This window comes from Pseudoalteromonas sp. NZS11_1, from assembly GCF_015864275.1.
In the GTDB taxonomy this organism is placed as follows: Bacteria; Pseudomonadota; Gammaproteobacteria; order Enterobacterales; family Alteromonadaceae; genus Pseudoalteromonas; species Pseudoalteromonas arctica.
Map to the genome: position 1 here is coordinate 24,045 of NZ_JADYXK010000015.1, position 26,174 is coordinate 50,218.

Below are 26,174 nucleotides of genomic sequence, written 5' to 3' on the forward strand. Positions count from 1 at the left end.
CTTTAAGATTTTTAATTAGCACTGTTTAAGTGCCTCGATAGCTCAGTTGGTAGAGCAGAGGATTGAAAATCCTCGTGTCCCTGGTTCGATTCCGGGTCGAGGCACCATTTATTAAAGTAGTGGTGTTTAATCAACAGTTTAAACATTATTACGCGTGCCTTAGCACACAGTTTTGTGTGCCGACTTAGCTCAGCTGGTAGAGCAACTGACTTGTAATCAGTAGGTCAACCGTTCGACTCGGTTAGTCGGCACCATTTATTTAAAGTAGTTTGAAAAGAAAGCTGTAATCAGTAGTCTGTTCAAATTACCCGTCGACTCGGTTAGTCGGAACCATTTATTTAAAGTAGTTTGAAAAGAAAGCTGTAATCAGTAGTCTGTTCAAATTACCCGTCGACTCGGTTAGTCGGCACAATTTATAAAGCTAAAAGTTAAATAATTACTTTACTTTTAGTTAGCACAGTTTATGTGCCTCGATAGCTCAGTCGGTAGAGCAGAGGATTGAAAATCCTCGTGTCCGTGGTTCGATTCCGCGTCGAGGCACCATTTACTTTAAGTTCTCAATCTTTAAAATTGAACGTGCCTTAGCACACAGTTTTGTGTGCCGACTTAGCTCAGCTGGTAGAGCAACTGACTTGTAATCAGTAGGTCAACCGTTCGACTCGGTTAGTCGGCACCATTTATTAAAAGTAGTTTGAAAAGAAAGCTGTAATCAGTAGTCTGTTCAAATTACCCGTCGACTCGGTTAGTCGGAACCATTTATTTAAAGTAGTTTGAAAAGAAAGCTGTAATCAGTAGTCTGTTCAAATTACCCGTCGACTCGGTTAGTCGGCACAATTTATAAAGCTAAAAGTTAAATAATTACTTTACTTTTAGTTAGCACAGTTTATGTGCCTCGATAGCTCAGTCGGTAGAGCAGAGGATTGAAAATCCTCGTGTCCGTGGTTCGATTCCGCGTCGAGGCACCATTTACTTTAAGTTCTCAATCTTTAAAATTGAACGTGCCTTAGCACACAGTTTTGTGTGCCGACTTAGCTCAGCTGGTAGAGCAACTGACTTGTAATCAGTAGGTCAACCGTTCGACTCGGTTAGTCGGCACCATTTATAAAGCTAAAAGTTAAATAATTATTTTATTTTTAGTTAGCACAGTTTATGTGCCTCGATAGCTCAGTCGGTAGAGCAGAGGATTGAAAATCCTCGTGTCCGTGGTTCGATTCCGCGTCGAGGCACCATTTATTGAGAAGCCTTGCTTATGCAAGGTTTTTTTATTTTAAGTGCTTTATAAAAGTTCTCAATCTTTAAAATTGAACGTGCCTTAGCACACAGTTTTGTGTGCCGACTTAGCTCAGCTGGTAGAGCAACTGACTTGTAATCAGTAGGTCAACCGTTCGACTCGGTTAGTCGGCACCATTTATTTAAAGTAGTTTGAAAAGAAAGCTGTAATCAGTAGTCTGTTCAAATTACCCGTCGACTCGGTTAGTCGGAACCATTTATTTAAAGTAGTTTGAAAAGAAAGCTGTAATCAGTAGTCTGTTCAAATTACCCGTCGACTCGGTTAGTCGGCACAATTTATAAAGCTAAAAGTTAAATAATTACTTTACTTTTAGTTAGCACAGTTTATGTGCCTCGATAGCTCAGTCGGTAGAGCAGAGGATTGAAAATCCTCGTGTCCGTGGTTCGATTCCGCGTCGAGGCACCATTTATTGAGAAGCCTTGCTTATGCAAGGTTTTTTTATTTTAAGTGCTTTATAAAAGTTCTCAATCTTTAAAATTGAACGTGCCTTAGCACACAGTTTTGTGTGCCGACTTAGCTCAGCTGGTAGAGCAACTGACTTGTAATCAGTAGGTCAACCGTTCGACTCGGTTAGTCGGCACCATTTATTCAAAAGCCTCGCTTATAGCGAGGCTTTTTTGTTTTCAACTTGAGAATTAAAAATACCCATAGTTAAGAGCAAAGCAACTGACTTGTAATCAGTAGTCTGTATAAGTTATCCGTTCGACTTAGTTAGTCGGCAGCATTTATTCAAAAGCCTCGCTTATAGCGGGGCTTTTCTGTTTCTATATGTCTAATACCAATCCGCAATAATACTTAATCAATTTGAGGGATTAAATCTGCCGTTAACTGCGTTAAAAATTTCTGATATAAGACAAAAATAACGAAATTTTTGCCTTGTTATCGACACGATTTTCTTACCTCAAAATAGATCACTTAATTAAGCGAATTGGTATAATCTCTTAGACACACTACAAAAAGTTAATTTTTTATTATTAAAAATTGCTGATCATTTGCTCATTTTTACCGTATAACTGGCTATTATGTTAGTTCATCGCTAGCTATGTAATGTTATGTAAAGTAGGTTGAGCAAAAGTTGCCAAAGTGCTTGAATTACGTTCATAAATAGCAGTAATTTAGGTTTAATTATGATTTGGCAATGCAAGCCAACCCTATTGGCAATTAGTGTGATGCTGCTTAGCGGCTGTGCGAGTGATTTTAACTCGTCGCAGCGCATGCAAGCGCCTAATAATATGCCACAGCAATGGCAGCAAGAAGCATCAAGCTCGGTATTAAAAGTACAAGAGCAATGGCTTACACAACTACAAAACCCTACGCTTAACAAATTTGTACAACAAGCACTTAAAAACAACCAACAGCTTTTACAAACTAGTTACGATGTAGAAATTCAAAAACAACAGCTTATAGTATCGGGTGCAGCGCTTTGGCCTAGCCTCGATTTATCAACGCGTACTAGCCGTAGTAAAGACAACCGCCCAGTGAGCTACGACAACGCAAGTTCAGTTAGTTTAAACTTAACTTACGAGGTTGATTTATGGGGTAAGCTTTCTGATTCAAAACGCGAAGCTAATCTTAACTATTTAGCGCAACAGGCCCGGTTTGAGCAAGCTAAACAGCAACTCGTTGCTGATGTAGTAACTGGCTGGTTTGATGTTGTTACATCGCAACAATTACTCGATTTATTTAAACGTCGCGAAGCCAACGCACAGCAAAACCTAGATATTATCGAGTCTGGCTATCGCCAAGGTATAAACGAAGCACTCGATGTATATTTAGCCCGTAATGAGCTCAATACTGAACGCGCTCGCATTGCCACTCAAACGGCAAACCTATCGGCTTCAGCACGTGCACTTGAGCGTTTACTGGGTGAATACCCAAAAGGTGCCATTACTGCTAGTAGCGACTTACCCGTTATTAATACCGATATTCCACTAGGCTTACCTTCTGAACTTATAACACGTAAACCTACGCTGCGAGCAAGTTGGTATGATCTTTTAGCCACCGACGCTTCATTGGCGTATGCGCACAAACAACGCTTTCCAAGTTTAGATTTAACAGCTTCACTAAGTGATAGCACCGACAGAGTAAGCGACTTGTTTTCTCCATCAAGCCTTGCATGGTCGTTATTAGGTAGTATTTCAGCACCACTTTTTGAGGGCGGACGCTTAAAAGCGAATGAAGAAATAGCGCGCCTTAATACTCAAAAGCAAGAGCAACTTTATTTGCAAACGCTTTACGATGCATTTGGTGATGTAGAAAATGCGATTTCACAGCAGCAGTCTCTTAAATCACAATATAGCAGCACCCTTGAGGCGCAAGAAAACGCACTTGCAGCAGAGCAGTTGTCGTTTGAGCAATATCAAAGTGGCTTGGTAACTTACACTACGGTGCTTGACGCACAAGATAGGTCTTTCGATGCACAAAGCTCCTTAATCGACATTAAAAACCAATTAATAGCTAACAGAATTAACTTACACGTTGCCCTTGGTGGTGATTTTGCAAAGCCCTCAAGTGAACTAAAGAGCAATAATGATGAAAACTAAAACAGCAAAAATTATTATTCCAGCGGTGGTTATTATTGCCACTATTTTAATTGTTATGTTTATTAAAGGTAATCCGCCAGAGGCTAAACGCTTTGGCTCACCTCCTAAAGCATCAATAAGTGTGGCTGCGCTTGAGCTTAAACCACAAAATTACCAAGTGATGATTGATAGCTACGGTACGGTAAAACCACGTACACAAAGTTTATTAGTTGCTCAGGCATCTGGGCAAATAATTGAAGTAAGTGATGACTTTAGAGAAGGCGGCTTTTTTGAAAAGGGCGACGTACTTTTAAAGCTAGACGATAGAGATCATCAAGCTGAAGTTAAATCTGCTCAAGCCAATTTATTAACGGCAGAGCAAGGCTTATTAGAAGAAAAAGCGCGTGGACAACAAGCTATTACTGATTGGAAACGCCTTGGCGGCTCAAATCAGGCAAGCAGCCTAGTACTGCGTGAACCACAACTTGCAGCAGCCGAAGCAGAAGTTTTATCGGCGCAAGCAGTACTTGAAAAAGCCATGCTTGATTTAGAGCGCACTAAAGTAACCGCGCCATATGCGGGTCGTATACTTAGCCGTAGTGTTGATTTGGGGCAAGTTGTTACTAACAATACCCAGCTTGCCACTATTTACGCAATCGATAGCGTAGAGATTCGTTTACCGATTAAAAATAAAGATCTTCCGTTCGTAAATTTACCAGAGCAATATCGTGATGGCGCCAAAAATCAAGCAGGTTCAATTGTTAAATTTACCTCTGACTTAGTGGGTGAGCAAACGTGGCAAGGGCAGCTAGCGCGTACCGAAGGTGCTATAGATGAAGGTGCACAACAGCTTTACGTAGTTGCTAAAATTAACGACCCATATAAAGCAACGGCTAATAACCAGTACCCAATAAAAATAGGGCAATACATAAAGGCGCAAATTACCGGTAAAACAGTTCCTAACGCACTTATAATCCCTAACAGTACTATTTATCAAGGGACGTATGTTTATGTTGTTGAAGAGGGTGTACTCAAGCGTAAAGACATTACACTTGCTTGGCAAAATGCGACACAAGCGATGATAAAAACGGGATTAAATCCAAATGATAAACTGGTTATTACTCCACTAGGGCAAGTGAGTTCTGGAACTCAGGTAAGTATTTTAGGCGAACAAAGCACAGAGCAACCTAAAAGCCGAGGAGCTAATGGGCAAGGTAAAGGAAAGCGCCCGACGCCAGAGCAGCTTGAGCAAAAAGCAAAAGAGCAGGGTATTAGTGTTGAAGAGCTAAAAAAACGCCGCGCAGCAAAGCAAGGAGATAAGCCATGATCGCTTGGTTTGCCAAAAACCATGTTGCTGCTAACTTATTGCTAGTAACGCTGTTACTGTCGGGACTTTTTAGCTTATCAAGCAAAATACCGCTTGAGGTATTTCCTTCATTCGAAACTGACATGATAAGCGTAAATGTAAGTTTGCGTGGTTCAACACCAGAGGATGTAGAGCAAGGTGTAACTATACGAATAGAAGAAGCAGTACAAGATTTAGAGGGCATAAAGCAAATATTTAGTCGCTCTTCTGAAGGTTCTGGCTCTGTGACAATAGAAGTGGAAAGCGGTTACGACCCTCGTGAGCTTTTAGCTGATATAAAAAGTCGTGTAGACGCAATTAACACTTTTCCAGCCGATGCTGAAAAGCCGATAGTAGCGCTTGCTGAGCGAATTCGTGAAGTTATCGCGGTTACCGTATCGAGTGACTATGGCGAAAAAGAAACCCGCGAATACGCAGAAACAGTACGCGATCAAATCCTACGTTTACCTAATGTAACGCAGGTAGAGCTAAGTGGCGTTCGTGATTACGAAATAGCCATTGAAGTAAGCCAAGATATTCTTCGTCAGTACGATTTAAGCTTGGCACAAATATCGAGTGCTATTTCAAACTCAAGCTCAGATATTTCTGCTGGTAACTTAAAAACAGAAGGCGGGGACGTACTTATAAGCTCTAAAGGGCAAGCATATCGTAAAGATGAATTTGCCAGCATTGTTGTTAAAAACCAAGCCGATGGCACTATTATTCGCTTAGGTGATATAGCGACTATAAAAGATGATTTTGAAGAAACACCAGTACGTACTCGCTTTAATGGTAAGCAAGCTGCATTTATCGACGTATATCGAATTGGTCCACAAAGTGCGATTACAGTTGCTGACGATGTTAAAAACTACATAAAAGAGCAACAAAGCTCTCTCCCGCAAGGGTTTGAACTAAGTTACTGGGATGATGATTCGGAGCTGGTTAAAAGTCGTATTTCGACCCTTACTACCAATGCTTTACAAGGCGGTATTTTAGTACTGGCTTTACTTACTTTGTTTTTACGCCCTGCAATTGCATTTTGGGTATTTATTGGTATTCCGGTTTCGTTTATGGGCGCGTTTATAGCGATGCCTATTTTTGGCGTAACCCTTAATATTATGAGCTTATTTGGCTTTATATTGGTACTGGGGATTGTTGTTGATGACGCCATAGTTACCGGTGAAAACGTCTACACCCATTTAAAAACAGCTACGTCGGGCGAGCAGGCCGCAATTTTAGGTACTCAAGAAGTAGCAACACCAGTAACATTTGGTGTGTTGACTACCGTTGCTGCCTTTTTACCTTTGGCCTTTATTGAAGGGGCGCGTGGTGCCTTGTTTGCACAAATACCGGTAGTGGTTATTCCGGTATTATTGTTTTCATTGATTGAATCTAAATTTGTACTACCAGCACATTTAAAATATATAAAACTACGCCACGAAAAAGGCGAACCTTCAAAGTTTGATGTTATTCAACAGCGTTTTGCAGATGGATTTGAAAACGCGATTTTAAAATACTATCAACCCACTTTAAATTTAGCACTGCGCCATAAATTGGCTTCGGTAAGCTTGTTTATTGGTGTATTTGTTATAATTTTAACCATGATCACCAGCGGTTGGACTAAGTTTGTATTTTTCCCGCGCATACCAAGCGAAACAGTCCGCGTTAACTTAACACTACCAACAGGTACACCGTTTGAAGTAACTAATAAATACGTAATTGACATGTCGCAAAAGGCGCAGCAATTACAAGAAAAGTACCGCGATCCGGATACTGGCGAAAGCGTTATTTTAAATATATTAGCCACAACAGGCGGGCGTGGTGGTGTATCTAATTCAGGCTCTGTACGCTTTGAAATAACACCGGCTGAAAAGCGTGAATCAGACATAGGATCACGAGAACTTGCCAGCGAATGGCGCGATTTAATTGGTGTGATACCAGGCGCCGAAAGTTTAACGTTTAGAGCCGAAATTGGCCGAAGTTCAGACCCCATTGATGTTCAGCTTAGCGGCACTTCGTTGACTATTTTACAAGACGTGGCTGATCACATTAAAACCCGTTTATCGACCTATCCAACGGTATTTGATATTGCCGATAGTATGTCCGACGGTAAAGAAGAGTTACAAATAGAGCTTACGCAACAAGGTTTAGCGCTGGGCTTAAATAGAGTCAATGTAGCAGGACAAGTACGTAACTCGTTTTTTGGCTCGCAAGCACAACGTATTCAGCGAGGCAGGGATGACGTACGTGTAATGGTACGCTTACCTATAGATGAGCGCCGCTCTGTAGCTGACCTACAAAACATACTTATAAATACGCCTGATGGAGGCTCAGTGCCTTTATCGCACGTGGCAACACTTACTGCTGGGCAAAGTCCATCAACTATTAATCGAATAGACCGTTACCGCACATTAAACGTAACAGCCGATATCGAAAAAAATAATACCAACATGACCATACTGCAGGCTGACCTAACGGAGTATTTAGATGGGTTAATGCAGCAATATCCTGGAGTAGATTACAAACTAGAAGGTGAGGCTAAAGAGCAAAGAGAGTCGTTTGGGTCGTTGGCTTGGGCACTTGTGTTTGTATTTTTTATTATTTATGCGCTATTAGCAATACCGCTTAAATCTTACTTACAACCAATCATAGTAATGAGTGTTATTCCATTTGGCATGATAGGTGCTGTAGTAGGGCATTGGATCATGGGAATGGACTTAACTATTATGAGTTTACTCGGTATGCTTGCGCTAACCGGGGTGGTGGTAAATGATTCGCTTGTACTCGTTGATTTTATTAATAAAAAGCGCAGTGAAGGTGGTAAAGTTCTCGATGCTATAAAAATTGCAGGTGCATCGCGTTTTCGCCCTGTAATGCTAACTAGTTTAACGACCTTTATTGGTTTAATGCCATTACTGTTTGAAAAAGCCACTCAAGCACAGTTTTTAATACCAATGGCGGTGAGCTTAGGGTTTGGGATTATTTTTGCTACCTTTATTACTTTATTGTTAGTACCAATAAACTACATGCTAATGGAGCGTTTTCAAGGTTGGTTTAAATAACTTCACTCTTAAATACGTGATTATTAAAGCTGTAGGTAAGTAATTACCTGCGGCTTTTTTTATAAGTTAAAAGTAATATTAGACAATTGAAGATAAGTGAATAAAAAATTTAGATAAATATAAGAGTAAATAGGAAGGTTAATTTTTTTTGATAAAGCCTTTTAAAGGCGAGGGTTTGCTAAAAAGGTGTTCCCCAAGATACGGTACTCGGTTTCAGTCCTGAAACCAGAAGGTTTCAGGGCGGGAATCTGCGGTTTACCGTAGGCTTCTCGGTACATGCCGAGCCTGCACAATAGTAGACGAACAGAAACCCTGGTATAAAATTTATCGGCTCAGGGACTTAACTAAGCTCCGGTACCCCAGGGAACAATTTAAGTATATAAGACATAATCCAATCCTTAAACCCCAAACGTAAAAAATTATATCGTTCGCTTAGTTTTTCCGCACCTTTAACTCATCATTTACTTTATCGCATGGTTTTTGAGCTTGATCATACAATTAATTGGAGTTGCTTTTTATCGAGTGGTAGCATTGCCTTAACTTGCAAAGCGAAGATTCGATTATGAACGATTTACCCGATTACGAAAAAGCTCAACTGCTTTTAGAAAAAAACGAAATATTTGTATCACCTGCCGAAGCGCATGGCGTGATTAGTGGTTTACTTGCGTGTGGTTTAACCATTGACGACAAAGAATACTTAGGCCTTTTGAGCGATGTGTTTAACGATGGTGAATCGTTTAGTAACGATTTAAAGCAGTTTTTTGGCACTATTTATAAGCAAGTAGTCGCGAGCTTTAATGATGATGAATTTCAGTTTGATTTATTTTTACCAAGCGACGACGAAACACTCATCGATCAGGCTAATGGCCTCGTATCATGGGTAGCGGGTTTTATGCTTGGTTTTGGTTTAAAGCAAAAAGACTACGGTAAACTATCGAGTGATGTTAAAGAGGTTATTACTGACTTTGGCGAAATCACTCGCCTAGATACTACTTTTGAAGAAACCGAAGAAGACAGCCAAGCGCTGCACGAAGTGATTGAATATGTGCGTGTATCAGCACTACTTTGTTTTGCAGAGCTTGGTAAAGAGCAAAGTACGCAAAGTACTAAAAAAACACTTCATTAACTTTTAAAAAGTAAAACGGGTTGGTTAATAATGGTTGAAGTACAAAAGTCAGAATTTAAAGCACGTCGCGAGCGCTTACTTGCTCAAATGGATGAAAATAGCGTTGCTATTATTCCCGCTGCGAGCGAAGTGACGCGCAGCCGCGATACCGAATATGCATTTAGACAAGATAGCGACTTTTTTTACTTAACTGGCTTTAACGAACCCGACGCCGTACTTGTACTCTGTAATAACAGCGATGCACCCAGTACTTTATTTTGCCTAGATAAAGACAAGCTTGCAGAAATTTGGCATGGCCGCAGAGTTGGCTTTGATAAAGCTAAAAGTGACTACCTGTTTGATGAAGCTTACCCGCTAAGTGAATTAAACGATAAAACACTCGATATGCTAAATGCAAAAAATGCGCTCTATTTTGCACAAGGTGCTTACCCCTCATTTGATACCAAAGTGTTTTCGTTACTAGGTACGCTTCGAAGTGGCTCTCGAAAAGGCCTCAAAGCACCGAGTAATTTAAAAGAAATACGCGGCCTTATTCACGAAATGCGTTTGTTTAAATCGCCAAGCGAGATAGATGTTATGCGAGAAGGCTGTGAAATTAGTGCGCGAGGGCACATGCGCGCTATGCGTTATTCGCATGCGGGAGCTACTGAATTTCAGCTAGAGGCAGAGCTACATCATCATTATGCAATGAACGGTGCGCCTCATCCTGCGTACGGCACAATTGTTGGTAGTGGCGACAACGCCAATATTTTACATTACACGCAAAATAGCGACGTATTAAAAAATGGTGATCTGGTACTTATAGACTCTGGGTGCGAGTTGCAAGGTTACGCCGCCGATATTACTCGTACATTTCCGGTAAATGGTCAATTTAGCGAAGAGCAAGCCGCGCTTTATAATATTGTACTTAAAGCGCAAGAAGTTGCTTTTGATGAGGTAAAACCCGGTGGTTATATGTCGCATGCTAATAAACTAGCAATGGAAGTAATGACCCAAGGTTTACTTGATTTAGGTATTTTAACCGGCGACTTTGACGAGCTAATGGCAAAAGGTGCGTGTAAAGAATATTACATGCACGGGCTTGGGCATTGGCTTGGTTTAGATGTACATGATGTTGGCGATTACAAAGTAAATAACGCTGAGCGGGCATTTGAGCCGGGTATGGTACTCACTATAGAGCCAGGGCTTTATATAAGCGAAGACTCAAGCGCACCGCAAAAATACAAAGGCATTGGCATTCGTATCGAAGATAACTTGCTAGTTACCGAAACCGGCCATGAAAACTTGACCCTAAGCGTACCTAAAAAAATTAGCGATATAGAAGCACTTATGCAAAGTGCTAAAAACGTATAAAGCTCGGAGAGTATAGTGGCTAAGCAGTTTGATGTAGTTATTATTGGCGGTGGTTTAGCGGGAGCAAGCTGCGCATTAAGTGTGGCTAAAACTAATCCCGCGTTAAATATTGCCGTTGTAGAAGCGAATCAAGTAACCGGCGACTATCACCCAAGCTTTGACGACAGAAGCATTGCACTTGCTCAGCAATCGGTAGAGTATTTACAAAGCCTCAATTTATTTGAGCAAAATGCCCCTTACACCGCAGCGATTAAAAAAGTGAGCGTGTCTGATAGAGGCCACTTTGGCAAAGCGCACATTAATTGCGACGAATTTGCTAAGCTCTCACTTGGTTACGTAGTAGAAGTAAATCCATTTGGCCGAGCGCTTCACCTGCGTTTAACGCAGTCAAATATTACGCTTTTGTGCCCCGATAGCGTAATTGCCATTGAGCAAACTTTGCATAGCAATACACTCACCTTACAAAGCGGCGAGCAATTAAACGCCAAGCTATTGGTTATTGCTGATGGCGCACAATCACCAACACGTAGTTTACTTGGGCTTGGTTTTAATACCCAGCCTTATGAACAAGGCGCTATTATTGCTAATGTAGAAGTGGCTGGTGGGCATAATAATCATGCCTTTGAGCGTTTTACACAAAACGGGCCTATGGCGTTATTACCCATGAGCAATAACCGTTATTCGTTAGTGTGGTGTATGCGCCAAGATCAGGTTGAACAGCACATGGCACTCAGTGAACAAGGTTTTTTAAGTGCCCTGCAAAGCGCGTTTGGTTATCGCGGTGGTCAATTTACTAAAGTGGGCATGCGCACGAGTTACCCGCTCGTTTACGGGCAAGTTGAGTCTTTAACTGCGCACCGTACAGTGGTTATTGGTAATGCTGCACATGCTATTCATCCTATTGCAGGGCAAGGTTTTAATTTAGGTCTTCGCGACGTACAAGTACTTAGTAATTTAATAGCAGATAGCCAGCACGATTTAGGCAGCTATGCGTTTACACGTGAATATTCAAAAAAGCGCAGTGATGATATAAAAACCGTAATGAGTTTAACCGATGCACTTGTTAGGCTTTTTTCGAACTCATCGCGAGTGCTCGCATTGGGGCGCAGTATTGGGTTGTTTTCGATGGATTTATTTCCCGCATTAAAAGCGCCATTAGCTAAACAGTTAATGGGGCAAGTTAAACAAGGTAGGCGTTTATGAAGCAAGCACAGGTTTGTATTGTAGGTGGCGGCTGTGTAGGGCTAACACTAGCACTTGGATTGGCAAAAGCCGATATAAGCGTCGTTGTACTCGACGGCGCACCAACACAAGCGTTACCAACTGACGAATATGGTTTGCGTGTAAGTGCGTTAAGCATTGCAAGCCAAACCTTGCTTGAACAATTAAATGTATGGCCCGAAATTATCGCACAGCGAGCGTGCGCTTATACACATATGGATGTACGTGATGCCGACAGCTTTGGCAAAATAGCGTTTAATAACGAGCAACTTGAGCTTGAACATTTAGGCCATATTGTTGAAAACGACATTATCCGCTTTGCGCTTATAAAAGAGCTAGAGCAACAAAGCAGTGTAACACTAATGTTTGATACACAGTATCAGCAAATACATCAAAGCGAATCTGATGTATTTATAACACTTAAAAGCGGCGAGCCAATTATTGCAAAACTGCTGGTGGCGGCTGATGGTGCAAATTCAGCTATACGTAAACAATTTAATATGGCGCTTAGCTTTAAAGATTACGATCACCATGCGCTAGTCGCGACAGTTAAAACTAAAGAGCAACATGCAAACACCGCACGCCAAGTCTTTTTACCAACAGGGCCACTCGCGTTTTTACCATTGAGCGATGAGCATACTCATTCAATTGTGTGGTCTACCAGCCCCAATCATTGTGATGAATTATTAGCAATGGACGACACCGCCTTTAATAAAGCCGTAATGGCTGCAATAGATGGTCAATGTGGCTTGTGTGAAGTGCAAAGTAAGCGCGCGGCTTTCCCACTTAAAATGCGCTACGCCCAGCAATGGGTGTCAGGCAAAGTGGTACTCATTGGCGATGCTGCACATACAATCCATCCACTTGCAGGGCTTGGTATGAACCTAGGCCTAAAAGATGCGGCTTATTTAATTGAGCTTTTAACAAGCGATAGCAGCAAGGAGTTTGCAAGCACTCGCACACTGCGCGATTACGAGCGCACTCGTAAGCTCGATGCACAAAAGCACATAGCTATGATGCAAGGGCTAAAAGAGCTATTTGAAGGTGCAAACCCGGTTAAAAAACTTATTCGCGGAGTAGGGCTATCATTAGTTGATAATCTTGGGCCAATCAAGCACCTGTTCGCCAAAGAAGCGATAGGCAAATAACGTAGCTTGGGAAGAGCGAAACTAAACCCAACGAGTAAGTAAATTAGTCAGTTTTTAGCTGTCAGCTTTCAGCAAAGAAAAACCGATGTTTAGTTTAAACATCGGTTTTTATTTATATTTTAATGGAGCTTTCTAGTTTTTTCACAAGTATAAAGAACTCAACAAAGTATTCCTTATCAAAAGTAAACCTTCCACAGTGTTCCAAGTTGTCTCCGCAAAATCTCATATAATTTGAATATTCAATTTCATAAATTAGTTTTACTAGGTTTATATCCAACAAGTAGAGGTAAGGCTTAAGATCTTCTAGCATAATTTTGATTGGAGAAGTTGTATTTAATATTAACGCATCACTGTTGGTTTCTATTGCAGCCGAAATTTTGTTTCTAGGGTAGTAGGTTCTAGGTCCGCTAATAGGAGCGTTTAGAACACTATCTGTTAAGTAATTATAAAGTTGTTCCTCGGTTAAATTTTTTTTATTAGGTATTGATCGAATAGATTTATTTGGCAATAAAATTGAATTATGAATCCCTGCTTCTAGGGTTCTTATGATCTGAGTAATTAATGGGTTACTAATATCCTTAACTTTTTTCTTCTCAGAACGTTCCTTTAAAGTAATTGTTAAAAAGAAAAATATATAGCTTGAGAGCATTGATATAACTATTGCGCTAATTGCAGAACCTATTGAGCTTGAGCCAACTATAAAACCAGCTGAAAAGCATACGGACACCAAAGCAGCAAAAGTAAAACCCACGGGGAAGTCAAATTTAGTCATTGATTATTATTCCTCACTTTAAGCGCTCCATATTTTCATTTTTATCTTTAACTATGGTCTCTAATTAATTAGCGCAGGTAAAACCTTTTAAGCATCTCGTTTGTTAAAAAGCGCTTTAAATTAATAAGCTACAAATTGGCTTGTGCTTCATTCACCATATCTTTTAGCGCATCAACTAACATTGGGTCTCGCGAGTTTTGCTTAGCAAGTTCTAGTGCCTGTTTCATGCTAGTTACTGCTTCTTTAAACTGTTTGTTAGCGGTGTAGCCTTGCGATAAACGCATGTGGGAGTATGCAGCATTAGGGTAATCGGTAGTAAATTGTTTAAGCGTGGTAATAGCTTTAGCCGTGTTACCAAATTTTTGCTGGCTATGCGTAAATTCTACGTACACATCTTGTGGAATTTTAAGCTCAAATCCGTACTTATCACTCAGTGCTTGATAGTAACCGGTAATAAGCGATACATCAGCAAACTTTCCGTGCTCGTCAGTAACCTTAAATATTAGGTCGCTAAATAAGTGAATTAGGCTATCGCTAAGCGCTGGTAGTATGGTGCCCATATGAGTAAAAGCGGGGTAATGCTTATATTCCCATTTAAGCTGCGAGGGCGTTTGTTGTTCTAAATTTACTAAAGTATTTAAAACACCTGTATAAAAGCGTGACCCTTCACTTGCTACACTAATAAATAACGACTGATCACCTTTAGGGTTTTTAGTGTATTTTATAATATTATTTTTTAATTCCTCATCACTCCACCAACTGTTTGGGCTTATAGCTATATAGTTATTAAATAACTCAGGCTGATTAACTAAAGTATAAAGCGCCAAAGTACCTGCATTAGAGTGGCCAATTAAGGTGTTGTAGCCGTTAGTTGAGTAATTACTGTTTATATAAGTCATGAGTTCATCAGACACAAACTTTAAAAACTTGTCGGTTTGTCCTGCGTCAGGCCATTTGTTTTTAACAAAAGTTTGAAACTCTGTTTTAGGCTCGCCTTCTACTTTTGGTAAATAATCACGAACACGGTTAGTTGTATCAATACCAACGAGCATTGCGTTAGGTATCTGCTCGTAATCAACAAGGGATTTAATAACACCAGACGCCGTATGAAAGTGCTCAACACCATCAAGTAAATAAATAACATAAAGCGGCTGATCGTCTTTTACAGTGTCAGGTATGAAAATTTTAATGGGTCTGTCTTCGTTAAGTATTTTTGACTGCAGAATGACTTTTTTACCAACGGTTATGTCAGTTGTATTGGTTTTTGCGTGGCTTAAAAATGGTGTACTAAAAGTAAGTATTAATACAAGCGATAGTAAGAGCTTCATAAATATCCTTATTTAATAATGTATTGCTTAATAATTGCACGGCTTTAAGCTTGAGTAAATGTTTATATTTTCGGGGTAAACATAAAGCTTAAGTAATTAAAAGATATCGTTTTTCACGCGAGTAAGCTCGACTTCTACAAGAGGCATTGCACTCTGTGCTTAACTTTTTCGATAGGCGAGCAGCTTGCTGACGCGATGAGCGAAGCTCGTAATAATTACCTTTTAACTCTTATCTATAAAAGCTTAAAAAACCTGCTTGCTTAATTATCCGTCTAAGCGTAAAATGCGCGCTCATTTCGGCTTTTAAACTATTAATTCCTTGCCTTAAACCGACCGGCCGAAACGGTAGAAGGCTCTATTAACCGTAAGGAATATCCATGCGTCATTACGAAATCGTATTCATGGTTCACCCAGATCAGAGTGAGCAAGTTGCTGGTATGATCGAACGTTATACTGGTTCTATCACTGAAGCTGGTGGTGTTATCCACCGTCTTGAAGATTGGGGCCGTCGTCAATTGGCTTACCCAATTAACAAGCTTCATAAAGCTCACTATGTTCTTATGAACGTTGAAGCACCAACTGAAGTAATCAGCGAGCTAGAAACTACTTTCCGCTACAACGATGCAGTGCTTCGTAACTTAGTTATCCGCACTAAAACTGCTGAAACTGAAGCGTCTCCTCTTGCAAGAGAAGAGAAGAAAGAAGCACCAGCTGCTTAATTGTTTTGAGTCCTAGCATGGCATGTAATCAGCAGTTACTATAATGGTTAGCCCATATATGAATCAGCTGGTTATATCTGGGGTAGTTTGTAAAACTCCCAAGTTTAGCCAAAGCCCTGCTGGCATCCCGCATTGTATTTTTGTTGTAGAACATAAATCGATGCAAACCGAAGCAGACCTTAACCGTAATAGTTACGTGAGGCTTCAGGTAGTTGCCAGTGGAAAGCAAATGCAACAACAGACTCAACATTTGCACGTTGGGCAGGCATTGCAAGTGAGTGGTTTTTTAAATCGCCACGAAGGTCGTAACGGCCTTAGCCAATTGGTTTTGCATGCTCAGCATATAGAAAGAATTATTTGAGGAATTAATCTCATGGCACGTTATTTCAGACGTCGTAAGTTCTGCCGCTTTAAAGCGGAAGGCGTAAAACAAATCGATTACAAAGATCTAGCTACTCTTAGAAACTATGTTACAGAAAGTGGCAAAATCGTACCTAGCCGTATCACAGGTACTAGCGCTAAATTTCAGCGCCAGCTAGCAACTGCTATTAAGCGTGCTCGCTACTTAGCCCTTCTTCCATACACTGACTTACATAAGTAAGCAGCGGATTAACAGTTTTTAAAAGGTGTAGAAACATGCAAGTTATTCTACTAGATAAGATCGCTAACCTAGGTAGCCTAGGTGAACAGGTTGTAGTTAAATCTGGTTTCGCACGTAACTTCCTTTTCCCTCAAGGTAAGGCAGTTCCTGCGACTAAAGCTAACATTGAAACGTTTGACGCTCGTCGTGCAGAACTTGAAGCGAAAATCGCTGAACAGTTAGTTGCTGCACAAGCACGCGCTGAAAAACTAGAAGCATTAGCAGAAGTTACATTAGTATCTAAAGCTGGTGACGAAGGTAAGTTATTCGGTTCAATCGGTACTCGTGACATCGCTGACGCTATCTCAGCTGTTGGTGTTGAAGTTGCTAAGTCAGAAGTTCGTTTGCCTCTAGGTACTATCCGTGAGACAGGTGAATTTGACGTATCAATTTCAGTTCACTCAGACGTAACGGCTACTATTAAAGTAATCGTAATCGCTGAAGCTTAATTTTTAATTAAGCGACAAAAGCCGTGCTATTAGCACGGCTTTTTTGTGTCTATAATTTGGCTAACTTTAATTAGTTAAGGGCGCAGTTAAATAATACCAATCCGCAATAATACTTAATCATTTTGCGGGGCTAAACGTGTCGCTACCTGTGTTAAAAAATTCTCATTTACGACTGCATGGATGCAGAAGGTAGAGCAATGCAGGAGCAATTGCCGAGAACAACTAAATAGCGAATTTTTTGTCTAGCTATCAACACGTTTTTCCATCCTCAAAATAGATCACTTAATTAAGCGAATTGGTATAAAGCCTCGTACAAGCCCCTTTTTTATTCAATTATTTTTTCATTCGCTTTAAACCTTTTCGAACTGTTATTACGTCTAACTTATCAATACACTAACTCAATAATAATAATTAAAAGGCGACATCACGGATGTTACACGTTAAACCCGAACAAACGCCTTTATGCGAAGCTAAACTCATTGAGCGTATTAAATCAGGTGATCAAGGCGCATACACAACGCTTTATGAGTTACATATAAAACGAGTCTACGGTTTATGTTTACGCTTATTAGCGGACCAAGCGCATGCTGAAGATGCAGCCCAAGAAGTGTTTGTACAGGTATGGCGTAAAATAGCGCAATTTGACGGTCGCTCGCAGTTTTCTACTTGGCTTTACAGCGTTGCCAGTAATGTAGCAATTAGTTACTTACGCAAGCAAAAAAATTGGCTGCAAAAAGTAGTGAGCATTGAACACTGCGGTATGGATGAGCAATCAGCTAATGACTGCAAAGGCTTAAATGGTCTCGATAAATTAATAGTAAGGCTCCCTGAGCGCGCACGTATGGTGTTTGTGTTGTTTGCAATCGAAGGTTACAGGCACGAGGAAATAGCCGAGCAATTAGGTATGGCTGTTGGTTCAAGTAAATCGCAATATCATCGTGCTAGGCAGCTACTACAAGAGTGGTATGAAAATGAATAAACCAAATTTTGACGACTATTTAAATGAGTCATTAAACACGCTTGATAAAGACATTACGCCACAAAAAGACCTGTGGGCGGGAATTGAGCGAGCAATGGTTAGTAATAAGCAGGACCTAAAAGGCACTGCTATTTGGCCAAAACTAACAGCAATAGCTGCCTGCACATTAGCGGCTTTAATTGCTGTAAATTTATTTGTTATAGCGCCCGAGCCACAACCCGTAGTGGCTATAAGTGATTACTTTTCGGCGCAAAAAAACAGTTTGTTGGTTGAATATGAAAATAAAGAAGCATTGACCACTAACTGGCAAACGCAGCTACAAGAGCTTGAAAATGCAGAGCAAGCAATAAAGCAAGTTCTTGAAAATGAGCCACAAAACCAAGCGCTACTAACAATGTTAGCGCAAATATATCAACAACAACTTGATTTAATTAACAAGGTGCATGCGCCACGTTGGCAGCACATTTAGGAGTACGACATGAAAGCGATTTTATTAGGACTGAGCTTATTTCCGTTGGCGGTATTAGCGGGTGAAAAAATAGATAAGCAAATAGACGTACCAAGTGGCGGCACTATTTTTATTGAAAACCAACGCGGTGATATACATATTACAGGCTGGGATAAAAACGAATTTAAAGTATCTGGCGAGCTTGATGACAAAGCCGAGGGTTATGAGCTTAAAACAAATGGCGATAAAACTCAGTTTATTGTAAAAATGCCACGTAAATCAAATTGGAGTAATAATGGCGATGGCTCAAGCCTAACCATATTTATGCCTAAAAGCAGTAGTTTAGAGTTTGCTGGCGTTAATGTATCGGTGACTGCGAAAGTGCTAAAAAACGGCGCTGAAGTTGATGTGGTTAATGGCGAAATTACGGTAGATGATATTACTGGCAACATTAAGCTCACCACCGTAAATGGTGATGTAAATGCAGAAAACCTAAGTGGGAATATTCAATTTGAAACCGTAAATGGCGAAATTAACGATAGGGAATCGAGTGGTGAACTACGTTTTAGCGCTGTTAATGGTGATATTAAATCAACCTCAAGCGCCAATGATGTGCGCCTTGAAAATGTAAATGGCGATATAGATTTTACGCTATCGTCAATTAAAAACTTACGTATTAACACGGTAAATGGCGAAGCCGAAGTACATATTAAAGAGCTTTTAAAAGGCGGTGATGTACGTTTTGAATCGGTAAGTGGCGATGGTGATTTTTACTTTCCTGACAGCATATCTGCAAATTTTGAAATTAAAGCGCACGCTAATGGAAAAATCATTAATAAAGTTACTAGCGATAAAGTCAGTAAAGCTAAATACGGCCCAGCCAGTGATTTAGAATTTAGCATTAATGGCGGTAATGCTAATGTTGAAATGGATACAATTAGTGGACGCATAGAGCTTCGTATTAAATAACGCTCATTCACCTTCACGATTACAAAAAGCAGGAAAAGATTTCCTGCTTTTCTATTTGCACAGCCCCTTCAAGTCGATAGAATAGAGCCATTCAATTTTACTACTGTGAAGTTATGGCCAAACCAGATAAGCAAGTCGATACACTTAAAGTTCCTCCCCATTCAATAGAAGCTGAACAATCTGTTTTAGGTGGCTTAATGCTTGATAACCAAGCTTTTGACCGCGTAGCGGAGCTTGTTGTATCACAGGATTTTTATACCCGCACGCACAAGTTAATTTTTGAGGCGATGACGGCACTTGCTGAGATTGGCGATCCGATAGATTTAATCACTATTTCTGAAAGTTTAGAAAAAAATAATAAACTGGCAGGAATTGGTGGCTTTGCTTATTTAGCAGAAATAGCTAAAAACACGCCAAGTGCTGCTAACATTGACGCTTACGCAAGTATTGTACGCGAACGTGCTGTTGTACGTGAAATGATTGGCGTAGCGAACGAAATTGCAGAAGCCGGCTTTAACACCGAAGGACGTACCAGTCACGACTTACTCGATTTTGCCGAAAGCAAAGTGTTTAAAATAGCTGAGCAACGAACAAAAAATAATGAAGGCCCGCAAAGCATTCATAGCATCCTTGAAAAAACCGTTGATAAAATAGAAGAGCTTTATCAATCACCACAAGATGGTGTTACGGGTGTAAGTACAGGTTATGCCGATCTTGATAAAATGACGACGGGCTTACAGCCTTCTGACTTAATTATTGTTGCAGCGCGTCCATCAATGGGTAAAACCACTTTTGCGATGAACCTTGCAGAACATGCTGCAATGACTCAAGACAAACCAGTATTAATTTACTCTCTAGAGATGCCTTCAGAACAAATTATGATGAGGATGTTAGCGTCTCTTGGCCGTATTAACCAAACTAAGGTACGTACTGGTCAATTAGATGATGACGATTGGGCACGACTTTCATCAACAATGGGCTTGTTGATGGAAAAAGGTAAAATGTACGTTGATGATGCATCGGGCTTAACACCTACCGATGTACGTTCACGTGCAAGGCGTATAGCCCGCGACCACGGTGGCATTAGTATGATCATGGTCGATTACTTGCAGTTAATGCGTGTACCAAGCCTTGCTGATAACCGAACGCTAGAAATTGCTGAAATTTCACGTTCACTTAAAGCACTAGCAAAAGAGCTAAAATGTCCGGTTGTTGCGCTTTCGCAGCTTAACCGTACGCTAGAGCAACGTGCCGATAAACGTCCTATTAACTCAGATTTACGTGAGTCGGGGTCGATAGAGCAAGATGCTGATTTAATCATGTTTATTTACCGTGATGAAGTTTATAACGAAGACAGTACTGACAAAGGTATTGCCGAAATCATTATAGGTAAACAACGTAACGGCCCAATTGGTAAAGTGCGTTTAACATTCCAAGGTCAATTTTCTCGCTTTGATAATTACGCGGGACCAGCGGTAGATGATGATTACTAATGCGCCTAGCCACTGCTGAAATTAATTTAGCTGCACTTGCGCATAATTTAGCGCAAGTTAAGTGCTTTGCACCTAACAGCAAAGTAATGGCGGTGCTAAAAGCAAATGCTTACGGGCATGGTTTAGTAACGATTGCGCAGCATTTAAATAATGCTGACGCATTTGCTGTGGCGCGAATAGATGAAGGGCTTGCCCTTCGAGCTGGGGGCTTAACAAAGCCAATAGTTTTACTAGAAGGCTTTTTTAACAAAGCCGACTTACCTATTTTACTCGCTAATAACTTTCAAACTATTATTCATGACGAATACCAATTAGCCGCGCTTGAAAAAGCAAAGCTCGATGCGCCAATAACATGCTGGTTAAAAGTAAATACAGGTATGCATCGACTAGGTATTGCGCCAGAGCAGTTTGAAGAGTTTTATAACCGCTTACAAAAAACACCTAACGCCAAAAATACCGTTAATTTAATGACACACTTTTCGTGTGCTGATGATGTTGATAATGCCAAAACGGTTCAACAAATCACGTTATTTGATAACTTAGTGAATGGCATTGACCAAGCACATTGTTTATCAAATTCTGCTGGTATTATTGCATGGCCGAGCGGTCATGGTGATTGGGTGCGCCCTGGGCTTATGCTATATGGCGTATCGCCAATGGCAAATAGTATTGGGCAACAACATAAATTAAAACCAGTTATGCGCTTAACTACGCGCGTAATTGCGGTGCGTAATGTACCAGCCAATGAGGCGGTAGGGTATGGCGGACGTTGGAAAAGCGATAAACCAACCAAATTAGCTGTTGTGGCTATGGGTTATGGCGATGGTTATCCTCGGCACGCTAAAGAGGGCACACCAGTAATAATTGGTAAGCAGCGTTATGGTATTGTTGGCAGTGTTGCTATGGATATGATTAGCGTAGATATAGGCGCTAATGAGCACAATATCAAAGTGGGCGACAGAGTCACTATGTGGGGCCCTGAGCTACCAGTTGAAGAAATAGCATTATGCGCTGATACTATCCCTTACGAGCTATTATGTAATATTACACCGCGCGTAAGTTATGAGTATCAGCGTTAATACAGCTATAAAGCGGTATTTACTCTTTTATAAAGTAAACGTCGCTAAAGCCCATACGGGCAAATTCTTGGTCGCGAAAGTTACGAACAGAAGCAGACCCTTTTGAGGTCATTTCTATTTGCTGTACCATGCTTAAGTAATTAGTTAGATCAATACCTTCGGCGGCAGCAATTGCTTGATACATGTCGTGGTATTTATCTTTAGCGAAATTAATCTCGCGCGGTTCGTTTTTATATTTGTAGGTTATTCTACGTGCCATTTTAAGCTCATTTCAATTGAGTGTTGCAGCGATTTTACACTGTATTTAATAACGGCTCTAGCATTGAATGACTTGTTGTAATCGGTAATTAAAATAAAGAGTCAAAAATGAAATTATCAGTAGAGATCAGTAAATACCCACTTCACCAAGATTATATCCCGTTTATTCAGGGCTTTATTGACAGATTAAACGAATACGATGATTTAAAAGTGATTACTAACACGTTATCAACGCAAATTTTTGGTGATTACGATTTAGTAATGCAGGTGTTAAATACCGAAATTAAGCGCTCATATGAAGAATTTGGTAAAGCTATTTTTGTATGTAAGTTTCTCTCTGGCGACTTATCGCCTGAATAACCTATAATACCAACCTGCATAAATCTTTGATCAATTTAACGAATTAAATTGCACTATAACGTCGTTAAAAATTTTTTATTTAGAACAACTAGATACAAAAATTTTTGCCTAGTTCTAGCGTAATTCCCTTAACGTTAAATAGACCCCGTATATAAGCAGATTGGTATAACAATCGGCACAACTAAACGGTAACTGCATAATATGGACTTTTTAACACAAACCTTAAGTGGTTTTACAGCAATGTCGCATTGGGAATATATTGCGGTAGGGTTGTCGATGGCTTATTTATTATTAGCAATAAAAGAAAGCTTATGGTGTTGGCCAGCGGCATTTTTTAGCACGCTCATTTATACAATAATGTATTGGAATGGCGCATTGCTTATGGAGTCATTACTTAATTTTTATTATATGTATATGGCTGTATTTGGCTGGGTTGTATGGCGTAAAGGCAAGGCTGCAAATTTAAATATTACATCGTGGTCGATAAACCGTCATGCTGTTTTAATTAGTTTAACAACCGTAGCTGCAATAGGTATTGGTTACGTTATGCAAAACTATACTCATGCCGATTTTGCTTATCTTGATAGTTTTACAACGTGTTTTGCCGTAGTAACTACTTACTTAGTGGCTAAAAAAGTCCTCGAAAACTGGCTGTACTGGATTGTAATAGATGCCGCTTCTATGTATTTATATTACGAAAAAGGCTATTACCCAACGCTAGCACTCTTTATATTTTATACGATTATGGCAGCGTGGGGCTTTAAAACTTGGTACGAAGAGTACGAACAAAGCCAAGCTAAGCCTCTAGCACAGCTTTAATCAATGATTGCACATACTCAGTTAGTAAAAATGTGTAGTGCGTTTATAGAGCCTACAAGCATTGTTTCAAGCGAGCGATTACTTAATGGCTTTAGTAACGATAACTTTTTAATACGTACCGAGCAACAAGGGTATTTGTTAAAGTGTTATAAAAGCCATTGGCCAAGTGACGGCCTTGAAGCGCAGCGCTTTTTAAGTGACTTTAATATATGTCCTGCGCCTATTTGGCTTGATAAAGAAAATGGTCGTGCGGTGTTTAATTATATTGAAGGCAAGAGCGCGCAATCGGATATAACGCTTAGCTTTATTAATAAACTTGCTCAAGTGCACAATTACAAAATGTCTACCGCGCCAATGGATATAGCTAAAGAGCTTCATTTTTATCAAAGCACCGACGTCTATACGCAATATAAACCTCAAATAGAGAAGGCACTCAAAGCCGTTGCAGCTATGTCATTTAATGCAGGCTTTTGTCATAACGACTTAGTAAAAGATAACATTATTGTAAATGCTTCAGGCATGTATTTAATTGACTTTGAATATGCACAAACTAATGATGTGTATTTTGATTTGGCAGCCCTTGCAGTGAGCTTTAATCTTAATAAGAGCAGTGAAAGCGCATTGTTAAATAACTATAAAAATAGCATCGATAAAACAAAAACGTTTAATCCTTCAATGGATAAGCTGAATTACTATAAGCTGTTTTTTTTAGTGTTATGTATTGGCTGGTATGAAGAGCGCAGCATAACTAGTAAATCTGTAATGTTACGCGCGCAGCTAACTAAACTCGTTAATAATACTTTTTTATAGATGTTAAAGACCACCAAAGCGCTCGGCGAGCTCTTTGTATTTTGTTACTTCGGCTGTATCAAATTGTGGTTCACCATTTTCATCTTCTGATTTAGCAATTAATAAACTTTCTCTAGAGAGACGTTTTACGCGCTCTACTTTTACACCTAAAAACTCAGCAACTTGCTCAGTAGACATTAAACTCATCATTATTTCCTCGTATTAAATTAATCCGCACAGCGACAATCATAGTTTCAATGTTGCTAAACCGTTACTGTTTCCTATTCAATAAGAATAAATAGCGTGTTTTTAAGCCATTGTGAAGTGTTTTATTTAAAAGAGTTTAATTAATAAGCATATAAGCTGATGTTACTGGTATTTATTTAAAGATCTCTTTATCATTGCTGATGCTAAAGCACTGATATCGCGAGTTGGTGTGGCGGCAACAAATGTGCTCTCGTGGTGAAATGGATATCACGTGGCCCTCCGGAGGCTGAGTTGTAGGTTCGATCCCTACCGAGAGCGCCATTTGCTTTTACATCTACTAATATTCCCCTCTATATTATCTAGCTTTTCATTAATTACTTTTGTATTTAAAAATGTATTACTGCATAAATTTTGAAATTTTATTGTAAGAACAGCTTTCTAGTTATTTATACAATGCAAAATTGCATTATTCAAAATGTTATCTAACGTTATGTATGCATATACGACGAAATTATAAATGAGGAAAACCGATTCAATGTTAAATAGTCAGTTAGAAATACTCGCTCAAGGACATGCTTATCTTGAAAGTGTAACTAAAGAGGATTATTCGCAAATCGTTGCTCCTAATTTCATTAGTTCAGCTGGGTCACATATGCGCCACATTATCGATCATTACCAATCTTTAATGACGGGCTTTGGTATAAATAATATTGATTACGATAGTCGCCTACGCGGCAGTAATATTGAAAGTAACCCCTGCGAAGCTATAAAAAAAATTGCCGAGATAGCATCGTGGATTGAACAGCTAAGTACAGATGATTTTAATAAACCGCTGTTACTTTCAAGCGAAGTATCAATTAAAAGTAAAAATGTACAAACTGTAACAACCTCATTAGCACGAGAGCTTATATTTGTAGGAAGCCATGCAGTACATCACTATGCGATGATTTCACAAATTACCTTTGCACAAAAAGCATCATTCGACCAGAACTTTGGGTTAGCACCAAGTACAGCCACTTTTTTGAGAGAAAAAAGCCAACAAAGCCAATTAAAATCACTGCAAAGTTAATATGTGCACTTTAAGTTACTTCCTAACTGATGATGGCTACGAGTTGTTTTTTAATCGTGATGAACAAAAAACACGAGAAATGGCACTCGCCCCGAGTAAGCACACAGATAACGCAATTTACCCTATCGATCCGCAAGGGGGTGGTACTTGGCTTGGTGTATCGCATTGGGGGCAAACGTTAGCTTTATTAAACGATTATCAAAGTGCATTTGATATAACTGCCGTAAAGCACAGCAGAGGCCTCTTAATCCCGCATTTACTAAGCAATAATACCCCTGCATTGTCTCAATTAAAAAATATGGATTTATCGGGTTACGCGCCTTTTAAATTGTGTATTTTTCCGGATAAATTATCGCTAAATAATGGTCACATCGCTTTTGTTCGATGGGACACAAAACAATTAATCGATTGCCAAGTTGAATCGCTTGCAACGTCGTCTGGCGTTGAGCTAGAAACAGTTACACAAAAGCGTAAACAACAATTTAAGCAACTTATTGACTTAAGATATCCTGCAAGTGAGCAGTTTTTAGCATTTCATTACAGCAAAGCCGAGCAAGGCCAATATGGTGTAAATATGCAAAGAGAAGATGCAATGACAGTCAGTATTAGCCATATTAAAGTTGGTAACACTATACGCTTTAATTATTTTGATAAGCAGTCTCAGCTCATTAGCAGCATTAGTTGTTTAAAAGTGGCTACAGCTTAACTAAATATTTTTATAGCTGTTA

25 protein-coding genes, 11 tRNA genes and 1 other RNA gene are annotated in these 26,174 nt (G+C 39.8%); 32 read left to right on the forward strand and 5 right to left on the reverse strand.

Annotation, left to right across the window (positions count from 1 at the left end; genetic code table 11):
* Nucleotides 1-31: 31 nt before the first annotated feature.
* From I6F44_RS11810 to I6F44_RS11870, 13 genes are all read left to right on the forward strand, one after another.
* Nucleotides 32-107: transfer RNA gene (locus tag I6F44_RS11810), tRNA-Phe, on the forward strand.
* 71 nt (nucleotides 108-178) lie between these two features.
* Nucleotides 179-254, forward strand: a tRNA-Thr gene (locus I6F44_RS11815).
* 213 nt (nucleotides 255-467) lie between these two features.
* Nucleotides 468-543, forward strand: a tRNA-Phe gene (locus I6F44_RS11820).
* A gap of 57 nt (nucleotides 544-600) precedes the next feature.
* A tRNA-Thr gene (locus I6F44_RS11825) sits at nucleotides 601-676 on the forward strand.
* A 213-nt stretch (nucleotides 677-889) separates the two neighbouring features.
* Nucleotides 890-965, forward strand: a tRNA-Phe gene (locus I6F44_RS11830).
* Nucleotides 966-1,022: 57 nt separating this feature from the next.
* Nucleotides 1,023-1,098, forward strand: a tRNA-Thr gene (locus I6F44_RS11835).
* A 55-nt stretch (nucleotides 1,099-1,153) separates the two neighbouring features.
* Nucleotides 1,154-1,229, forward strand: a tRNA-Phe gene (locus tag I6F44_RS11840).
* 102 nt (nucleotides 1,230-1,331) lie between these two features.
* Nucleotides 1,332-1,407, forward strand: a tRNA-Thr gene (locus tag I6F44_RS11845).
* A 213-nt stretch (nucleotides 1,408-1,620) separates the two neighbouring features.
* Nucleotides 1,621-1,696, forward strand: a tRNA-Phe gene (locus I6F44_RS11850).
* 102 nt (nucleotides 1,697-1,798) lie between these two features.
* Nucleotides 1,799-1,874: transfer RNA gene (locus tag I6F44_RS11855), tRNA-Thr, on the forward strand.
* 544 nt (nucleotides 1,875-2,418) lie between these two features.
* A complete protein-coding gene (locus I6F44_RS11860) occupies nucleotides 2,419-3,834 on the forward strand; it encodes an efflux transporter outer membrane subunit (protein ID WP_197102764.1) in 1,416 nt (471 codons plus the stop codon).
* Nucleotides 3,824-5,140: an efflux RND transporter periplasmic adaptor subunit gene (locus I6F44_RS11865; protein WP_010554901.1), complete on the forward strand. Its 1,317-nt coding sequence runs from the start codon at nucleotides 3,824-3,826 to the stop codon at nucleotides 5,138-5,140. Before I6F44_RS11860 ends, I6F44_RS11865 begins: the two co-directional genes overlap by 11 nt.
* Nucleotides 5,137-8,220, forward strand: a complete 3,084-nt coding sequence (locus tag I6F44_RS11870) for an efflux RND transporter permease subunit (protein WP_007587324.1) — start codon at nucleotides 5,137-5,139, stop codon at nucleotides 8,218-8,220. The genes I6F44_RS11865 and I6F44_RS11870 overlap by 4 nt, the downstream gene beginning before the upstream one ends.
* A gap of 186 nt (nucleotides 8,221-8,406) precedes the next feature.
* Here I6F44_RS11870 and ssrS read toward each other — a convergent pair.
* A non-coding RNA gene (gene ssrS, locus I6F44_RS11875) (6S RNA) lies at nucleotides 8,407-8,589 on the reverse strand.
* 193 nt (nucleotides 8,590-8,782) lie between these two features.
* On the opposite strand from ssrS, the gene I6F44_RS11880 reads away from it, so the two are divergent.
* The 4 genes from I6F44_RS11880 to I6F44_RS11895 are packed head-to-tail and all read left to right on the forward strand — an operon-like array spanning nucleotide 8,783 to nucleotide 13,068.
* Nucleotides 8,783-9,346, forward strand: a complete 564-nt coding sequence (locus tag I6F44_RS11880; RefSeq protein WP_197173827.1) for a UPF0149 family protein — start codon at nucleotides 8,783-8,785, stop codon at nucleotides 9,344-9,346.
* A gap of 30 nt (nucleotides 9,347-9,376) precedes the next feature.
* Nucleotides 9,377-10,699 carry a Xaa-Pro aminopeptidase gene (pepP, locus tag I6F44_RS11885; RefSeq protein WP_197152617.1) on the forward strand — a complete coding sequence of 441 codons (1,323 nt, stop codon included), beginning with the start codon at nucleotides 9,377-9,379 and terminating at the stop codon, nucleotides 10,697-10,699.
* Between the two features lie 15 nt (nucleotides 10,700-10,714).
* Complete coding sequence (gene ubiH, locus I6F44_RS11890) at nucleotides 10,715-11,902, forward strand: 2-octaprenyl-6-methoxyphenyl hydroxylase (protein WP_197173828.1); 1,188 nt, start codon at nucleotides 10,715-10,717, stop codon at nucleotides 11,900-11,902.
* Nucleotides 11,899-13,068, forward strand: coding sequence for an FAD-dependent monooxygenase (locus I6F44_RS11895; RefSeq protein ID WP_197173829.1), 1,170 nt, complete (start codon nucleotides 11,899-11,901; stop codon nucleotides 13,066-13,068). Before ubiH ends, I6F44_RS11895 begins: the two co-directional genes overlap by 4 nt.
* A 112-nt stretch (nucleotides 13,069-13,180) precedes the next feature.
* Here the strand turns inward: I6F44_RS11895 and I6F44_RS11900 are convergent, their stop codons facing one another.
* Both I6F44_RS11900 and I6F44_RS11905 read right to left on the reverse strand, forming a co-directional pair.
* Nucleotides 13,181-13,840, reverse strand: a complete 660-nt coding sequence (locus I6F44_RS11900; RefSeq protein ID WP_197173830.1) for a hypothetical protein — start codon at nucleotides 13,838-13,840, stop codon at nucleotides 13,181-13,183.
* A 128-nt stretch (nucleotides 13,841-13,968) separates the two neighbouring features.
* Nucleotides 13,969-15,168, reverse strand: a complete 1,200-nt coding sequence (locus tag I6F44_RS11905; protein WP_197173831.1) for an alpha/beta hydrolase-fold protein — start codon at nucleotides 15,166-15,168, stop codon at nucleotides 13,969-13,971.
* 377 nt (nucleotides 15,169-15,545) lie between these two features.
* On the opposite strand from I6F44_RS11905, the gene rpsF reads away from it, so the two are divergent.
* From rpsF to alr, 9 genes are all read left to right on the forward strand, one after another.
* A complete protein-coding gene (rpsF, locus tag I6F44_RS11910) occupies nucleotides 15,546-15,887 on the forward strand; it encodes a 30S ribosomal protein S6 (RefSeq protein ID WP_007378473.1) in 342 nt (113 codons plus the stop codon).
* Between the two features lie 43 nt (nucleotides 15,888-15,930).
* Nucleotides 15,931-16,248 (forward strand): primosomal replication protein N, encoded by a 318-nt coding sequence (gene priB, locus I6F44_RS11915; RefSeq protein ID WP_004588456.1) that lies wholly within the window; start codon nucleotides 15,931-15,933, stop codon nucleotides 16,246-16,248.
* Between the two features lie 12 nt (nucleotides 16,249-16,260).
* Nucleotides 16,261-16,488 (forward strand): 30S ribosomal protein S18, encoded by a 228-nt coding sequence (gene rpsR / locus I6F44_RS11920; RefSeq protein WP_007378475.1) that lies wholly within the window; start codon nucleotides 16,261-16,263, stop codon nucleotides 16,486-16,488.
* Between the two features lie 35 nt (nucleotides 16,489-16,523).
* Complete coding sequence (gene rplI / locus I6F44_RS11925; RefSeq protein WP_002962755.1) at nucleotides 16,524-16,976, forward strand: 50S ribosomal protein L9; 453 nt, start codon at nucleotides 16,524-16,526, stop codon at nucleotides 16,974-16,976.
* Nucleotides 16,977-17,406: 430 nt separating this feature from the next.
* Complete coding sequence (locus I6F44_RS11930) at nucleotides 17,407-17,955, forward strand: RNA polymerase sigma factor (protein ID WP_101216067.1); 549 nt, start codon at nucleotides 17,407-17,409, stop codon at nucleotides 17,953-17,955.
* Nucleotides 17,942-18,424, forward strand: a complete 483-nt coding sequence (locus I6F44_RS11935) for a hypothetical protein (RefSeq protein WP_010554893.1) — start codon at nucleotides 17,942-17,944, stop codon at nucleotides 18,422-18,424. The genes I6F44_RS11930 and I6F44_RS11935 overlap by 14 nt, the downstream gene beginning before the upstream one ends.
* Nucleotides 18,425-18,433: 9 nt before the next feature.
* Nucleotides 18,434-19,372 carry a DUF4097 family beta strand repeat-containing protein gene (locus I6F44_RS11940; protein ID WP_197173832.1) on the forward strand — a complete coding sequence of 313 codons (939 nt, stop codon included), beginning with the start codon at nucleotides 18,434-18,436 and terminating at the stop codon, nucleotides 19,370-19,372.
* Between the two features lie 113 nt (nucleotides 19,373-19,485).
* Nucleotides 19,486-20,865 carry a replicative DNA helicase gene (gene dnaB / locus I6F44_RS11945; RefSeq protein ID WP_007587308.1) on the forward strand — a complete coding sequence of 460 codons (1,380 nt, stop codon included), beginning with the start codon at nucleotides 19,486-19,488 and terminating at the stop codon, nucleotides 20,863-20,865.
* Nucleotides 20,865-21,944 carry an alanine racemase gene (gene alr / locus I6F44_RS11950; RefSeq protein ID WP_007587306.1) on the forward strand — a complete coding sequence of 360 codons (1,080 nt, stop codon included), beginning with the start codon at nucleotides 20,865-20,867 and terminating at the stop codon, nucleotides 21,942-21,944. The genes dnaB and alr overlap by 1 nt, the downstream gene beginning before the upstream one ends.
* A gap of 19 nt (nucleotides 21,945-21,963) precedes the next feature.
* Here the strand turns inward: alr and I6F44_RS11955 are convergent, their stop codons facing one another.
* Nucleotides 21,964-22,203: a DUF2960 domain-containing protein gene (locus I6F44_RS11955; protein ID WP_007587305.1), complete on the reverse strand. Its 240-nt coding sequence runs from the start codon at nucleotides 22,201-22,203 to the stop codon at nucleotides 21,964-21,966.
* Between the two features lie 107 nt (nucleotides 22,204-22,310).
* Here I6F44_RS11955 and I6F44_RS11960 point away from each other — a divergent pair, with 107 nt between their 5' ends.
* From I6F44_RS11960 to I6F44_RS11970, 3 genes are all read left to right on the forward strand, one after another.
* A complete protein-coding gene (locus I6F44_RS11960; protein ID WP_007587304.1) occupies nucleotides 22,311-22,562 on the forward strand; it encodes a hypothetical protein in 252 nt (83 codons plus the stop codon).
* A 201-nt stretch (nucleotides 22,563-22,763) separates the two neighbouring features.
* Nucleotides 22,764-23,381, forward strand: coding sequence for a nicotinamide riboside transporter PnuC (pnuC, locus tag I6F44_RS11965; RefSeq protein WP_101216777.1), 618 nt, complete (start codon nucleotides 22,764-22,766; stop codon nucleotides 23,379-23,381).
* A gap of 3 nt (nucleotides 23,382-23,384) precedes the next feature.
* A complete protein-coding gene (locus I6F44_RS11970) occupies nucleotides 23,385-24,191 on the forward strand; it encodes a phosphotransferase (protein ID WP_197173833.1) in 807 nt (268 codons plus the stop codon).
* A gap of 3 nt (nucleotides 24,192-24,194) precedes the next feature.
* On the opposite strand, the gene I6F44_RS11975 is transcribed toward I6F44_RS11970, so the two are convergent.
* Nucleotides 24,195-24,377 (reverse strand): hypothetical protein, encoded by a 183-nt coding sequence (locus I6F44_RS11975; protein WP_007587299.1) that lies wholly within the window; start codon nucleotides 24,375-24,377, stop codon nucleotides 24,195-24,197.
* A 246-nt stretch (nucleotides 24,378-24,623) separates the two neighbouring features.
* Here I6F44_RS11975 and I6F44_RS11980 point away from each other — a divergent pair.
* From I6F44_RS11980 to I6F44_RS11990, 3 genes are all read left to right on the forward strand, one after another.
* Nucleotides 24,624-24,698: transfer RNA gene (locus tag I6F44_RS11980), tRNA-Arg, on the forward strand.
* Nucleotides 24,699-24,912: 214 nt separating this feature from the next.
* A complete protein-coding gene (locus tag I6F44_RS11985) occupies nucleotides 24,913-25,446 on the forward strand; it encodes a hypothetical protein (RefSeq protein WP_024589710.1) in 534 nt (177 codons plus the stop codon).
* A gap of 1 nt (nucleotide 25,447) precedes the next feature.
* The gene (locus tag I6F44_RS11990; RefSeq protein WP_101216774.1) at nucleotides 25,448-26,152 is read left to right on the forward strand and encodes an NRDE family protein; all 705 of its coding nucleotides are present in this window, start codon (nucleotides 25,448-25,450) and stop codon (nucleotides 26,150-26,152) included.
* Nucleotides 26,153-26,174: the final 22 nt, after the last annotated feature.